We start from the raw sequence: 15,503 nt of genomic DNA on the forward strand, positions 1-15,503 counted from the left end.
TGTCTATCTGCGCATTTATATGTTCGTTTGTGTTAATTTGTGTTATATTGTGATAAACCAACGTAAAGGAGCTGTTGAATTCAATGTCACCAGGCTACGATAAAGAACCTTTTATCGCCATTCGGGGACGAGATGACGAAGCCTGGACGGGATACGAACAAATAAGCCGGGAACTGTCTTTGTCCGTCGGTCGGTTGCAGCGAAACGCAACCGTTGTGGTGCTGGAATGTTACCCGGGAGTCCGGCAGAGCGAGATCGTCGCCGGACTGCGGCGCGCGTTCGAGCCTGCAGGATCGATCACGATCGTGCAGGCCGAGGACGCCGCGCTGACTCCCGAACAGACGGATCGGAAAATCGGACGTTATCTGACGGACGACCGCGTATTCGGGTATATGTCCGCTTTCGATATCGCGGAATTTTACGAACCGGAGAAACTTGAAGCTCTGCGTCAAAACGTACAGGAGGTAAAGGAAGGCGTTGTGTTTGTAGTAGGGTTCGGGGCTTCGCTGATCGCGCAGGGCGACATACTCGTATACGCCGACCTGACGAGATGGGAGATCCAGCAGCGCTACCGCAGCGGAGAAATCGGCAGTTGGCGCGCGCAGCATCCGGAAAGCGATATCCTGCGGCTGTACAAACGGGGCTTCTTTTTCGAATGGCGCATGGCGGACCGGTTGAAAAAAAGACTGCTGGACAAGGTTGATTACTATCTGGATACGGTCGCTGCCGACTCGCCGAACATGGTCACCGGCCGGGCGCTGCTTGACGGCATGACCCAGACTTCCAAGCGGCCGTTTCGCCTGGTGCCTTACTTCGATCCCGGTGTATGGGGAGGCCGCTGGCTGGAAGAACATATCGGGCTGCCGAAGCGGGAGCATCCGTATGCGTGGGGATTCGACGGCGTGCCGGAGGAGAACAGCCTGTATTTCCGCTACGGGGAAGTCCGATTGGAGCTGCCGGCGATCAACCTGGTGTTTTTCCGGTCGATCCCGCTGCTCGGCGAGAAAGTCTATGCGCGGTTCGGCGCCGAGTTTCCGATCCGCTTCGACTTCCTGGACACGATCGGCGGCCAGAATCTGAGTTTGCAGGTCCATCCGACGACCGAATATATGCGCGACCGCTTCGGCATGACGTATACCCAGGACGAGAGCTATTACATCCTGGAAGCCGATCCCGAAGCGAAAGTCTATCTGGGGCTTCGCGAAGAAACCGTTCCCGAAGACATGCTGGACGATCTGCGCAGGGCGCAGGAAGGCGGTTACACGTTCCCGGCGGAACGGTATATCGAGGCTTACCCGGCGAACAAACACGACCATTTCCTGATTCCCGCCGGTACGGTGCACTGTTCTTCGGCCGGCTGCATGGTGCTGGAGATCAGCGCGACGCCTTATATTTTCACTTTCAAACTGTGGGATTGGGACCGCCTGGGGCTGGATGGCAGGCCGCGCCCGGTGCATGTGGAGCACGGAGCCAACGTGATTCGCTGGGACCGGACGACGGAGAAAGTGCGGGAGGAATGCGTAAACGTCATCGAACCCGTGGCGGAAGGCGAAGGCTGGTCGGAAGAAAAAACGGGACTGCACGCGCTTGAGTTTATCGAGACGCGGCGGCACTGGTTCTCCGAAGCCACGATGCACGAACAGAATGGAAGCGTTCACATGCTCAATCTGATCGAAGGCGAAGAAATCACCGTGGAAAGTCCGGACAGCGCGTTCGAGCCGTTTGTCGTCCGGTACGCCGAGACGTTTATCGTGCCGGCTTCCGTCGCGTCCTATACCGTTCGTCCGAGCGGTCCGAGCGAAGGCAAAGCGGTGGGCACGATCAAAGCTTATGTTCGCGCGTAACTTTGGGTTTTATTCAAATCGGTCCCATGCAAAAAGGAGGCGCCGCAGATGTCATCGTCATTGATTGTCGCTTTCGATGTCGGAGGAACGCAGATCAAAGCGGCCGCGGTTGTCGGCGGAGCGGTTCGCGAAGATACGATCGGGTATTACGAATCCCGGGCCGATCTGGCGGCGGACGATATCATCGCACGCTTCGCCGGGATCTTCGTCGACACGCTGGACAAAGCCGGGCCCGATGCCGCCGCCGACGGCCTCGGCCTCGCTTTTCCCGGACCGTTCGACTATGAAGCGGGCGTCAGCCGCATCCGCGGGCTGGGCAAGTTCGACGCCCTGTACGGGCTTGCGGTAGGAGAACTGCTGGAGCGGGAGCTGCGCGCGAACGAGCGGACGAAAGCCCGGCTTGCGCCGCGCTTTCGCATCGTGTTCGAGAACGACGCGGCGCTGTTCGGCCTTGGGGAATCCGCTGCCGGCGGAGCGGCGGAAAGCGCGCGCAGAGCGGTCTGCCTGACGATCGGGACCGGCCTGGGCTCCTGCTTTCTGGAACAGGGTCGGCTGGTCAAGCATCGGGAAGATGCGCCGGACGAAGGCTGGCTGTACACCGTTCCGTATGAAAACGGCATCGCCGACGATTACATATCCCGCAGAGGCGTTCTGGCGTTGGCCGAAGAACTCGGTCTGGACGCGCGGCGTCTCGATGTACGGGAACTCGCCGGCCTTGCGGAGTCGGGCGAGGAAAAAGCGCGGCTGTTGTTCGAACGGTTCGGCCGGCGAATGGCGCTTATCCTGACGCCTTCGCTGCTGAAATTCCGGCCCGAAGTCGTCGTACTGGGCGGCCAGATCTCCAAAAGCGCGCATTTGTTTGCGCCTGCTTTCGAAGCGGAAGCGGCGGCCGCGGGGCTTGCCGCCAATATCGAAGTCAGCTCCGATACGCTGCTCGGCACGCTGCGGGGCATCTATAGCCGGGTGAACGACACGTACGGCCGATAACCAATCATCCTATCCATTGAATTGGAGGAAAGTCGCGATGCAAACCGGAAGAAGCAAGTGGAAGATTTATGTGATCCATCATTCTCACACCGATATCGGGTATACGGAACGGCAGGAGAAGATCGAGCAGTATCACGTCGACTTTATCAGGCAGGCTGTAGCGATTTGCGAAGCGTCGCGCACCGAAGAACATCCCGAATGGGAAGGCTTCAAATGGACGTGCGAAACGTTCTGGGCCGTCGAGCAGTTTCTGAAAGGCGCGACCGACGCAGAAAAGAAACGCTTCGAGGACGCGCTGCGGCGGGGCGATATCGAGCTGTCGGGCACGTACTTGAACATGACGGAGCTGGCCGGATACGAGCTGCTGCGGGAAATGGCGTCCAGAGCCGGGAAATTCGCCGAACTGCTCGGGCTCAAAGTGCGCTCGGCGATGACGGCGGACGTCAACGGCTACAGCTGGGGCTATTCGCAGGCGCTGGCCGACGCGGGGATCGAGAATCTGCTGAGCAGTATCCATACGCATCACGGGATGTATGCGATCGGGCGCAAGCAGTTTCCGTTTTACTGGGAAACGCCCGGCGGCAGCCGGCTGCTGGTCTGGAGCGGCGAGCATTACATGATGGGCAACGACCTGGGCATCAATCTCGACGGGATGCTGTCTTATACCATCCGGGACGAGAACTACGTCTGGGGCATCGCCGAAGACCACTGGACGATGGCGGAGACGCGGATCGCGCGCTATCTGGAACAGCTCGACAAGGAAGGCTATCCGTACGATTTCGTGCTGGTCAACGTAATGGGGCTGCTGCGTGACAACGCGGCGCCGAACGGGCGCGTGATGAGCTTTATCAAGGAATGGAACGCCAAGCACGGCGATACGGTCGAGATCGAGATGACGACGCTGAACCGCTACTTCGATATGCTGCGGCAGCAGGACGTCGAGATCCCGGTTTACAAAGGCGATTGGCCGGACTGGTGGTCGGACGGCGTGGCCTCCACCGCCATGCACACGCAGATCTTCCGGGGCGCGCAGCGCACCCTGTCGCTAGTCAAGCGGCTCGATGCGGATCGGGGCAGTATCGCGCCCGAAGAAATCAAGGAAGCGGAGCAGCAGCTGATGATGTACGCCGAGCATACCTGGGGCTATCATTCTTCGATCTCCGAGCCGTGGCACCCGATGGTGCAGGAACTGGCGGTCCGCAAAGAAGCGTATGCCGCCGGCGCGAGCCGCCTGGCGTACCGGGCGCTCGACAAAGTGCTGGAAGGACGCGGCGACGCTCTGCTGCGGGCCGGACGGGATTTCACTTACAAAGTGCTGAATTCGTTCGATTACCCGGTGAAAGACCTGGCTTTTTTCTATCTGGAAGAGCAGTGGGAAGCGGATTATTTCCGCGGCGGCCTGGAAGTCGTGGAAGAACGGACCGGACAGATCGTGCCGCATCAGCAGGAGCGGGTCAGCCGGGGCTACCAGATCGCGATCGTCGCGGAACTTGAAGCGGGCGAAGAGAAAAGTTATACGATCCGCGGCGCTTCGAAACCGGCGGCCGGCCGCACGACCAGCAGTACCTGCTTGATCGGCGCCGACCGCGTGCACGATATCCGGGACCTGATTGCGCCCGTTGAAGACGAGAGCGGAAACGGAATCTTCGTTACGGCAAACGGCATCGAGTCCGAACATGTGCGCATCGCCTGGCGGCGGGGAGAAGGCATCGTGTCCTGGATCGACAAGCGGACGTCCAGGGAAATGATCGATTTCGGGCAGGAGCACGGAGCGTTCACGCCGGTGTACGAAGTGACGCAGCCCGAGCACGGCGACCAGATGACGGTCCGCCGAATCATGGGCCGCAACCGCAAAGGCATGAACGTGCGCCGCTCCGCGGGAACGCTGGTCGGGGTCAAAGAAATCGCGAACGGTTCTTTGTACGCGGTGGTGGAATTGACATACCTGACCGAAGGCATGAGCCACTATTCCTTGTTTCTAAAAGTATTCGGCGGACAGCCGCGCGTCGACGCAGCCGTGCGCATGCACAAGAACAGCGTTTGGGAACCGGAGAATGTGTATATTTCCCTGCCGTTCGCAGCCGGTGACGGCGGCCGGCTCTGGCTCGACAAAGCGGGAGCGGGAGTACGTCCGGGCATCGACCAGATTCCGGGCACGCTGACGGACTTCTATTGTATCCAGGACGGGCTGGCGCTGGTCGGCGAAGGCGGCGGATTGGCCCTTGCCACGCCGGATACGCCGCTGATCCAGACCGGGCCGCTGGAATTCGGACAGCGTAAGGTCCACGGCCAGCAGACCGAAGAAGAGCGTCCTTCGCTGTACGCCTGGGCGCTGACGAACTACTGGGAAACGAATTTCAAAGCGACGCTGGGCGGATTCTACGAGTTCAGGTATACGCTCCAGTGGGGCGAAGAGTTCGGCGAGGCGGAATCCGCGTTTCGCGCCAACCGCAGCGTAAATACGGGCACCGTCGCATTCCGCAGCTTATAAGCGGTTAGGCGTCTAACGAACAAACGACAGATCGGCAGGGCGCAGGAAGGGCGGGTTCTCCCCGGGGAGAAGGCGAAGCCCTTTTTGCGCTTTTGCGGGTCGGAAAGGAGACCTTCCATGCATTGTATCCTGATCGTCGACGACGAGCGCATCGAACGCGAAGGCATGCGGAACCTGATCCGCAGAAGCGAGCTGGAACTGGAAACTTTGACCGCCGAAAACGGCGAAGCCGCTCTGGCTATCGTACGGAACCGGCGGGTGGATATCGTGATTACGGATATCAAGATGCCTTTTATGGACGGTCTGGAGCTGGCCGAAGCGCTCAAGCGCGAGAAGCCGGAGATCGAACTGATCCTGTACAGCGCGTTTAACGAATTCGAATATGCCCGAAGAGCGATCCGCACCAACGTGTCCAACTATCTGCTGAAGCCGATCCAGGTGCCGGAATTTCTGGCCGCGGTGCGGCAGGCGGTGCAGACGTGCGAGAAGAAAGAAGCCGATCGCGAGCGGGAACGGGAACTGCTGGAAGGCTATCGGCGGGGGATGGCGTACGAACGCGAGAAAATGCTGCTGGACGCCGTCAACGGGACCGGGCCGCCCGGCCGCGAATCTTCGCGCGTGGCGCGGGCTTTTGCTTCCGGCGCGGAGTTTGTCCATCTGCTGCTGGCGGACTGCGCAGGGCCGTTCTTCGATCTCCACAACGACGAAGTCTTCTCCATGCTGCGCGACAGGCTTGATCTTCCGTTCGATTATTTGAATCTGAACGAGAATCAAAGCCTGCTGTTTGTCCGCCAGTCCGCTCCGCTGCCGAAAGCCGCGCTGAGAACGCTGGCCGAAAGCCTTCGTTCGAGTCTGTTGGAGCGATTCGGTCGGGAAGCGAGCGTGATCGTGGGCGCTCCCTCGGAAGGGTGGGAGCATGTGCACGAGGTTTACGCCGACCTGGAGCGTCTGCTCGAATTCAAGTTTTTTCTCGACGATCACGGCGTCTTGTTTGCCGAAGAACATTTTACCGAAACGTCCGTCGGCGAAGTCGAACTGGATGTGATCCTCGAGAAGATTGACCAGTATTTGAACTACCGCGATATTCGCGGCGCCAAATACGGGCTTGAACTGCTGTTTGCCTCCCTGAAAACGAAAGAGCGCACTTCCAGCCTGTACATCAAATTTCTGTGCTCGGATATCATGAATAAAATGCTGTCCCGCGAACGCAAAAACGCGCTGCCCGTTATCCGCGATTATCTGGAACGGATCTCCCGCTCTTCTTCTCTTAACGACCTCAAAACCCTGATGTTTGAATTGTTCGATACGATGGCAAACATGGAACCCGCCGAGCCTGCCGATTCGGCCGATTACGGCAGCTCCCCCGCCAAACCCGACTCCGCGCACCGGACCATCGAGCGCATCCGGCAGCTGGTGCAGGAACATTACGACCAGGACCTGTCTCTCGAAGGAATCGCCGAGCAGGTGTATTTGTCGCCGAGTTATTTGAGCTATTTGTTCAAAAAAGAAACCGGTCAAAGCCTGATTCGCTATATTACGCAGACCCGGCTGGAGAAAGCGGCCGAGCTGCTCAAGCATACCCATATGAAAGTGGTCGATATCGGCGGGAAAATGGGCTACCGGAGCGCGAATTATTTTATTCAGTCGTTCCGTCAGTATTACGGGGTCACGCCTGCGAAGTACCGGGAAATAAGTTCGTAAAATTTCGATTCGAATCCTAAATATTTGGGATGGAGAGCGCTTACATTCGGCTGTTATGATCGTTATGCAACCTAATCGATAAGGGGAGGGTACAGCATGAACAGAAAGAAATGGCTGGCTTTGCTTTGTTCGGGAGTGCTGCTCGGCACAGCGGCATGCAGCGGCGGCGGAAGCCCGGCGGCCGGCACCGACAAAGAAGGAACCGATTCCGCGCAGACCACTCCGGCGAACGCGCCGGCGGACGACGGTCCGTTCGCGAAGTACGAGGACACCGTGTCGCTTACGCTCGGACGGCAGGGCGTATCCGGCAACAATCTGCCCGGCGGCGATACGCTGGAAAACAATCAATACCTGAAATATGTGGAAGACCGGCTCAATGTGGATATCAACTACGATTTCTCGATCGAGGATCTGGACGCCTACAACCAGAAAGTCACGCTGGCGATCGTCAGCAACAAGATTCCCGATGTAATGGTCGTGGACGAGCAGCAGTTCCAGCGTCTGGCCAAAGCGAATATGCTCGCCGACCTGACGGACGTTTACGACAAGTACGCTTCCCCGCTGATTAAAGAATATTACGCTTCTTATACCGACGACCGCGTGCTCAACACCGGCCGGATCGACGGGAAATTGTACGCGCTCCCCAACACGAATATCGACGGCAACTACCAGCTGCTGTGGATTCGCAAAGACTGGCTTGACAAGTTGAAACTCGAAACGCCGAAAACGATGGACGACGTCAAAAGCGTCGTGCAGGCTTTCGTCGAGCAGGACCCGGACGGCAACGGAAAAGCCGATACGCTCGGCCTGCTCGGGGATACGACGGTGGTCGGCGACGGCGGATTTTTCACTTTCGACCCGGTGTTCAACGCGTATCACTCGTATCCGAAAAGCTGGTTCCAGGATGAGAGCGGCAATATCGTATACGGGTCCACCACGCCGGAAACCAAGCAGGCGCTCGGCGTGCTGCGCGACATGTACGCGGCCGGCCTGATCGACAAAGAATTCCTGACCCGCAAATGGGAAGACAACGCCGGCCTGGTATCGAGCGGACGCGCGGGCATCCTGTTCGCGCCCTGGTTCGCCGGCTGGGCGATGTCCGACGCGGTCAAGACCGATCCGAACGCCGATTGGGTGCCGCTGGCCGTGCCGCTCGACGATGCGGGCAAACGCAACATCGTGCCGTCCGTGCCGTCCGGTTCGTTCCTTGTGGTCAACAAAGAGATGAAGAATCCGGAAGCCGTGATCAAAATCCTGAATACGGAATACGAAGGCATCCGCCTGCTCGATCCGGCCGCGCAGGAATTGTACAAAGGCCTGGGCGTAGGCTGGCTGAACTATCCGCTGAATCTTCAATTGGATTACCAGGATTCCCTGGCGAGAGACATTCCGATCTACGAAAAAGTACTGAAAGACAAAGATACGAGCGGCCTGCCGGAACGGATTCTGCCGCGTGTGGAATCGGTGCTGAAGAACGCAGAGAATCCGAAGCAGGATGCCGCCGCTTACGCGGATTCGCTGGCTTATTATACCGCCGCGGCCGTAACCGGAGCCAAAGAGCTGAACAAAGTCGAACCGGTCTTCTACGGCAACACCGACACGATGCTCAAACGCGGCTCGAACCTGGACAAGCTGGAGAACGAAACGTTCCTGAAGATTATCACCGGCACTTCGCCGCTGGACGAGTTCGACAAGTTCGTGACCACCTGGAAATCGATCGGCGGCGACGCGGTTTCCAAAGAAGTCGCCGAAGCCGTGAAGAACCGGTAGATGCAATGAGAAACTGGGCTTTTATCCGTCATTATCATCTGATGCTGCTTCCCGGCATTGTCCTGCTGCTTTTGTTCAGCGTCGTCCCGATGTTCGGGATCGTGATTGCATTCCAGGACTTTCAGCCGACGCTCGGGATTTTCCGCTCGCAATGGGTGGGCTGGGAAAACTTCGAGTATATGTTCGCGCTGCCGGACAGCCGGCTTATCTTCGTCAATACGATGATTATCGCTTCGCTCAAAATCGTGTTCGGCATGGTGGTCCCGTTTGTATTCGCCCTGCTGCTGCACGAAGTCATCCATCTCAAATTCAAGCGGATCGTCCAGACGGTCGTGTATCTGCCGCATTTTATGTCGTGGGTCATTCTGTCGGGCATCCTGATCAATATGCTCAGCCTGGAAGGAATCGTCAACCAGATCGTGCAACTGCTGGGCGGAGAGCCGATCCTCTTCCTGCAAAGCAATTCCTGGTTCCGGGGCGTGCTGGTCGCAAGCGACGTATGGAAAGAATTCGGATTTAACACCATCATTTATATCGCCGCCCTGACCGGGATCAATCCGCATCTGTACGAAGCGGCGGCGATCGACGGGGCGAACCGGTTCCAGCGGCTGATCTATATCACGATTCCGGGACTGCTGCCGACGATTATCCTGCTGGCGACGCTGAGCCTGGGCAACGTGCTCAACGCCGGCTTCGAGCAGATTCTCAATTTGTACAATCCGATCGTGTACCAGTCGGGCGATATTATCGATACGTATGTGTACCGCGCCGGCCTCCAGGAAGTTCAATACGGTCTAGCGACAGCCGTGGGCCTGCTCAAATCCGTGGTCAGCTTCCTGCTGATCGCCGTTTCGTACTCGCTTGCCGCCCGTTTCGCCAATTATCGAATCTTTTAAAGGAAGTGAATTCGTATGATCCGCGGAACGAACCGGTTTGTCGATTGGACGATTTACGCGATTTTGAGCCTGGTCGCTTTTGTTTCGATCGCGCCGATTATCAATACGCTGGCAATCTCGTTCAGCGGCAAGATACCGGCGATGTCCGGACAGGTCTTTTTCTGGCCCGTCGAATTCAATCTGAGCGCCTACGAGTCCATCCTCAGCGACCGCGACTTCTTTGTTTCTTTCGGCGTGTCGATCAAACGGGTGCTGCTCGGCGGGGCAATCAACTTTATTATTACCGTGCTGATGGCTTATCCGCTGTCCAAACCGTCCAGGCTGTTTCCGGGGCGCAGCGTGTACATGTGGTTCGTGATCTTCTGCATGCTGTTCAGCGGCGGCCTGATTCCGTGGTATATGACCATCTATTCGCTCGGCATGCTGGATACGATCTGGGCGCTGGTGCTGCCGACGGCCGTGCCGATCTTCAACGTCATCCTGCTGATGAACTTTTTCCGCGGCATTCCCAAAGAACTGGAGGAAGCGGCCAATATCGACGGAGCGGGACCTTGGAAAACGCTGTTCGTCGTATTCCTGCCCATCTCGCTGCCGTCGCTTGCGACCGTCACGCTGTTCTCGATCGTGGGACACTGGAACGCGTTCTTCGACGGAATGATCCTGATGCAGCACAAAGAAAACTGGCCGCTGCAAACGTATATCCAACAGCTGATTATCAGTGTAAACTCGATTATGAATACGACCGACCCCGAAGAAATCCGGCGGTTGACCAATATGTCCAGCCAGCTGCTCAACTCCGCCAAGGTCATGGTATCCATGGTGCCGATTCTGCTGATTTATCCGTTTCTGCAAAAGTATTTCGTCAGCGGGATCGTGCTCGGGGCGGTGAAGGAATAGGAGAGAGGTGCGCCGATGACGCTGCATGCGAAAAGCCGCGGTGTCCGCAAAGGAATGCCGGGAATACAGCTGCTTAAAAGCAGGATCGGTTCGATGAAGCTGCGGCACAAACTGTTTATTTCGTACCTCGCGGTCGTGCTGGTTCCGTTTGCGATCCTCGGCGTCTACTCCTATCAGCAGTCCGAGAAGCTCCAGCTCCGGCAGGCCGAAGCGGTGCTGCAGGACAACCTGAACAAGATCGACGACAGTTTAAGCTACAAGCTCCAGCGCTTCAACTCCGCGATCGAGCTGATTAGCTACAACCCGAACTTTTCGCATATTTTCAACGAGGATTACGAAAGTTATTACGCCATGTACGCCGATTTGAAAGAAACGGTGGACCCGCTGCTCAACACGGCTTCATTCCTGAACAGCGACATCGAGCGGATCGTCATCTATACCGAGAACAATCTGACCGAGCGCGTGAATTCGATCCGTCCGATCTCCCTGGTGGAGAACGAAGACTGGTACCGCGAAGCAATGGAGACGCTGGATACCGAATGGCATATCGAAAACGGCCGGGTATTCGGCGTGCGGCGCATATTCGGGGACCTGCATGTGGACAAAAGGAATCTGGTGGTTGTGGAACTGGTGCCGGGTTTCCTGCCGGATTCGCTAAATCTGGAGGGAATCGACGGAGCGGAGATCGCGATTACCGACCGGCAGGACAACGTGGTGTACCGGGCGGAGAAGCCGAAGCGCGCAAACGGAGCGGATCTGTCCGTACTGCGCGAACGGCCCGCCGACGTCCGGTTGAACCGCGGGATGCGGGAAGCGGACTGGACCCTTTCGCTGATCGTGCCGGCCGACGCGCTGACCGTCAGTCCGTGGCGGATCGTGCGCACGACGCTCGTTATCGAAGGGATCGGCCTGGCCGTGCTGCTGCTGATTATTTCGCTGTTCAGCCGCATCTTCGTCAGAAGGATTCAGCGGTTGAACCGCAAAATGAAGCTGGTCGAAGAAGGAATGCTTGCCGTCGATTTGAAAGTGCGGGCCGGCGACGAGATCGGGGAACTGGAATACCGCTTCGTCAAGATGCTCGCCAGTCTCAACCGGCTGATCGAAGAAGGGTACAAAAGCACGATTACGCAGCGCGAAGCGGAACTGCGGGCGCTCCAGGCGCAGATCAATCCGCATTTCTTGTATAACTCGTTGTCGGTTATCAACTGGAAAGCGGTCGAAGCGGGCGAAGAAGAGATCAGCCGGGTAGCCGGCATCCTGTCTTCGTTCTACCGCACGACGCTGAACCGCGGCCGCGACCGGATCCCGGTCAAGGACGAACTGCTGAACACCGAGTCCTATCTGGAGATGCAGCTGATTATGCACGACTACAATTTCGACGCGGAATACGAGATCGACGACGAAATCCGGGAGATGGAGATGATCAAGCTGGTGCTCCAGCCGATCGTCGAGAATGCGATCGAACACGGCATCGACCAGAAAAGAAGCGGACGGGGACGGCTGAAGATCGGGGGACATATCGACAGCGCGCGCGGCGTGCTTGCGTTCACGGTCGAAGACAACGGCCCGGGCATCGAGCCCGGCATGGAAGAAGAAATCCTGGTCAAGCAGTCCAAAGGCTACGGCCTGCGCAACGTCCAGGAGCGGATTCGGATTCAGTACGGGGAACCGTACGGCATCTCGATAACCGGTCGGCCGGGAGAGTGGACCAAAGTCACGGTTACCCTGCCCGCTTCGCAATAGCGGCTTCGCAGCAGCAGCCCGGCGCGCCCCATGGACGCGGCCGGGCTGTTTGCGCTTGATCCGGCGGGAAATAAAAAAAGCGCCCGGTATTTACCGGAGCGCGAGTTCCTTTTGAGGAACGGAAGTATACGTCTGCCAGGGAATGGATGCCGCGCCGAGTTCGGAAAGATAAGCTACGCAATCCGAATCGCCGCAGTATTTCGGTACGCCGTCCGCGTCCTGCGACATCAGAACGATCGGCATATCCGGGAAGCAGGGCTCGTACTTGGCCGCCGCTTCTTCGCAGGTGCCGGAGAATCCGAGCACATGCAGCTTCACCGCCACCACCGCAAACGTTGCGCCCTGCCGTTCGATTACCGCGCCGTCAAAACTCATGTTGTTCGCCTCCATCGGAATTGGTTTACCCCTCTATTAAAACAGATTTGAAATTTAATGTTGTGAACGATGTCACAAAGTATAGCAAAAATTGCAAACGTTTTAATTTGAAATGTAATCGTTCTCGATCGGCGTACATGACACCCGTCACTTAACACCAGGTCCTAACACATGCTATAATAATAGCCACTCACTCCTAAGAGCGGATCGCCGCTTATCAGTGTTCGTTTCACGACTATGTTTATCAAAAGGAGAAGAATCGGATGAAATACAGCGAATGGGTGGCGCCCGAACGCTATAACCTGACGGAAGAAATGGAGCGTCACGCGCCGGACAAGATCGCGCTCAAATGGCTCGGGGAAGAAGACGAGCGGGCGGAGATCTCGTACGGCGAACTGCTGAAGCAGGCGAACCGCCTGGCGGGCGGACTGGCGAAGCAGGGTCTGGAAAAAGGCGACAAAGTGCTGGTTACGGTGCCGCGCCGCATTATCGCTTATGTGATTTACCTGGCCTGCCTGAAGCTCGGGCTGGTGATTATTCCGTCTTCGGAAATGCTGCGGGCCAAAGACCTGTCGTATCGTCTGCGCCACTCGGAAGCGCGCGCGGTCATCTCCTGGCCGTCCGTGACGGGCGAAGTGGACCGGATCGAAGACGAACTGCCCGCGCTGGCCCACCGCATCGTCGCCAAAGAAGCCGGCGATCTGTCGTCGGCCGAAGGCTGGACGAACCTGAACGCGCTGATGGAAGGGCAGCCGGACACGTTCGAAACGGTGAAAACGTTCCGCGACGATATGGCGATCCTGGCTTATACGTCGGGCACGACCGGCAACCCGAAAGGCGTCGTGCATACGCACGGCTGGGGCTTCGCGCATCTGCGCATTACGTCTTCGTGGCTGGATATCCGCGAGAACGATACGGTCTGGGCGACGGCGGCTCCGGGCTGGCAGAAATGGATCTGGAGCCCGTTCCTGTCCGTGCTGGGCAGCGGAGCGACCGGCTTTTTCTACAGCGGAGCGTTCGAACCGAAGCGGTATCTGCACCTGCTTCAGGACTACAAAGTCGGCGTGCTCTGCTGTACCCCGACCGAATACCGTCTGATGGCGAAGTCGCACGGGCTGGACGAATACGACCTCTCCAATCTGCGCAGCGCGGTTTCGGCCGGCGAACCGCTCAATCAGGAAGTCATCAACGAATTCCGCAAGCATCACAACCTGACGATCCGCGACGGCTACGGCCAAACGGAGAGTACGTTGCTGATCGGCAACCTGGTCGGCTCGGAGATCCGTCTCGGCGCGATGGGCAAGTCGATGGCCGACGGCCTGGCGCTCGTCGTCGACGACGAAGGCGCGCCGGTTCCGGCCGGGGAAGTGGGCAATATCGCCGTGCACGAAGAGCTGCCGGCGCTGTTCCGCGAATACTTCAAAGATCCGGAGCGCAAAGTACAGTCGATGCGCGGCGAATACTTCATCACCGGCGACCGCGCAAGCCTCGACGAAGACGGCTACTTCTGGTTCGAAGGCCGCGGCGACGATATCATTATCAGCTCGGGCTACACGATCGGGCCGTTCGAAGTCGAAGAAGCGCTGATGAAGCATCCGGCCGTTAAGGAATGCGCCGCCGTCGCAAGTCCGGACGAGATCCGCGGCAGCATCGTCAAAGCGTTTATCGTGCTGCGCGAAGACGCGGAAGGCACGCCGGAGCTGATCAAGGAACTGCAAACCCGCGTCAAGGAGTGGACCGCTCCGTACAAGTATCCGCGCAAGATCGAGTTCGTGTCCGATCTGCCGAAGACCGCTTCGGGCAAGATCCGCCGGATCGAACTGCGCGAGCAGGAGAAGCGCAGCGCTTCGAAATGAAAAAGTCCATTGCCATTCCGCTTGCGATCTCGATCGTGGCGATTTCTTTCTCGGCCATTTTCGTCAAATGGTCGAACGCGCCGGCTTCGGTGCTGAGCATGTACCGGATGTGGTTCGCCTGCGTCTGCATGCTGCCGATCGTCTGGGTCAAACGCGCGGAGTTCAAGCGGATCGGGCGCAAAGAAGCGCGGCTGCTCATCTTCTCGGGATTGTTCCTGGCGCTGCACTTTGCGCTCTGGTTCGAATCGCTCAAGCTGACCACGGTAGCCAGCTCGACGATTATCCTGGCGCTCCAGCCGCTCGTTTCGCTGCTCGGCGGCTTTGTCTTCTTCCGGGAGCGCACGACGCGTGCAGCGATCTTCGCGCTGGCCGTCGCGACCTTCGGCGTGATGATGATCGGCTGGGGAGACTTCGGTCTCAGCGCGCAGGCGATCCGCGGCGATATTCTTTCGTTTCTGTGCGTGATCGCGGTCGTCGGGTATTTGTTTATCGGACAAAACGCGGTCAAGAAAGTTTCGCACTGGATCTACAGTTTCTGCGTATTCCTGTCCGCCGCGGTATTCCTGACGATCTTCAATATTGCGACCGCCCAGGAATTCTTCGCTTATCCGGCCAGGGAATGGGGCGTGTTCGCGCTGCTGGCGGTGGTGCCGACGATGTCGCATATCATCAACAACTGGCTGCTGAATTACATTAACGCCACGACCATTTCGATGAGCATTCTCGGCGAGCCGGTCGGCGCTTCGCTGCTGGCCGTGTGGCTGCTCGGCGAGCATCTGACCTGGATCCAGCTTGTCGGCGGCGTCCTGGTACTGAGCGGGATGTTCTTGTTCCTGATCCGCCAGTCGAGCGGAGTCCGTCCGGCGCTTGTCGAAGAATAAACGCGGTATAGTAAACACAAGCGTCATCGCGTACGGAAAAACCTTCGGTCCGATCCAATCGG

11 protein-coding genes are annotated in these 15,503 nt (G+C 58.0%); 10 read left to right on the forward strand and 1 reads right to left on the reverse strand.

Translation table 11 applies throughout. The features are described 5' to 3' along the window. Positions 1 to 83: 83 nt before the first annotated feature. From QWJ34_RS22320 to QWJ34_RS22355, 8 genes are all read left to right on the forward strand, one after another. Entirely contained in the window at positions 84 to 1,844 is a 1,761-nt protein-coding gene (locus QWJ34_RS22320; RefSeq protein WP_302731304.1) for a class I mannose-6-phosphate isomerase, read from the forward strand. A gap of 48 nt (positions 1,845 to 1,892) precedes the next feature. Beyond that, the gene (locus tag QWJ34_RS22325; protein ID WP_302731306.1) at positions 1,893 to 2,831 is read left to right on the forward strand and encodes an ROK family protein; all 939 of its coding nucleotides are present in this window, start codon (positions 1,893 to 1,895) and stop codon (positions 2,829 to 2,831) included. A 37-nt stretch (positions 2,832 to 2,868) separates the two neighbouring features. Then, complete coding sequence (locus QWJ34_RS22330) at positions 2,869 to 5,322, forward strand: glycoside hydrolase family 38 N-terminal domain-containing protein (RefSeq protein ID WP_302731307.1); 2,454 nt, start codon at positions 2,869 to 2,871, stop codon at positions 5,320 to 5,322. A gap of 117 nt (positions 5,323 to 5,439) precedes the next feature. Then, a complete protein-coding gene (locus tag QWJ34_RS22335; protein ID WP_302731308.1) occupies positions 5,440 to 7,023 on the forward strand; it encodes a response regulator transcription factor in 1,584 nt (527 codons plus the stop codon). A 96-nt stretch (positions 7,024 to 7,119) separates the two neighbouring features. Next, entirely contained in the window at positions 7,120 to 8,793 is a 1,674-nt protein-coding gene (locus QWJ34_RS22340; protein WP_302731309.1) for an extracellular solute-binding protein, read from the forward strand. A 5-nt stretch (positions 8,794 to 8,798) separates the two neighbouring features. After that, positions 8,799 to 9,689 carry an ABC transporter permease gene (locus QWJ34_RS22345; RefSeq protein ID WP_302731310.1) on the forward strand — a complete coding sequence of 297 codons (891 nt, stop codon included), beginning with the start codon at positions 8,799 to 8,801 and terminating at the stop codon, positions 9,687 to 9,689. Positions 9,690 to 9,704: 15 nt separating this feature from the next. Then, the gene (locus QWJ34_RS22350; RefSeq protein ID WP_302731311.1) at positions 9,705 to 10,586 is read left to right on the forward strand and encodes a carbohydrate ABC transporter permease; all 882 of its coding nucleotides are present in this window, start codon (positions 9,705 to 9,707) and stop codon (positions 10,584 to 10,586) included. A gap of 15 nt (positions 10,587 to 10,601) precedes the next feature. Continuing rightward, entirely contained in the window at positions 10,602 to 12,329 is a 1,728-nt protein-coding gene (locus QWJ34_RS22355; RefSeq protein ID WP_302731312.1) for a sensor histidine kinase, read from the forward strand. 90 nt (positions 12,330 to 12,419) lie between these two features. Here QWJ34_RS22355 and QWJ34_RS22360 read toward each other — a convergent pair whose 3' ends face one another. Continuing rightward, on the reverse strand, positions 12,420 to 12,704 hold the full coding sequence (locus QWJ34_RS22360) for a hypothetical protein (protein WP_302731314.1): 285 nt from the start codon (positions 12,702 to 12,704) through the stop codon (positions 12,420 to 12,422). A 263-nt stretch (positions 12,705 to 12,967) separates the two neighbouring features. Between QWJ34_RS22360 and QWJ34_RS22365 the strand changes: the two genes are divergently transcribed. Continuing rightward, positions 12,968 to 14,560: an acetate--CoA ligase gene (locus tag QWJ34_RS22365; RefSeq protein WP_302731318.1), complete on the forward strand. Its 1,593-nt coding sequence runs from the start codon at positions 12,968 to 12,970 to the stop codon at positions 14,558 to 14,560. Then, the gene (locus QWJ34_RS22370; RefSeq protein ID WP_302731319.1) at positions 14,557 to 15,441 is read left to right on the forward strand and encodes a DMT family transporter; all 885 of its coding nucleotides are present in this window, start codon (positions 14,557 to 14,559) and stop codon (positions 15,439 to 15,441) included. Before QWJ34_RS22365 ends, QWJ34_RS22370 begins: the two co-directional genes overlap by 4 nt. The last annotated feature ends 62 nt before the right edge of the window (positions 15,442 to 15,503 follow it).

Origin of the sequence: Saccharibacillus sp. CPCC 101409, from assembly GCF_030518235.1 — a bacterium.
In the GTDB taxonomy this organism is placed as follows: domain Bacteria; phylum Bacillota; class Bacilli; order Paenibacillales; family Paenibacillaceae; genus Saccharibacillus.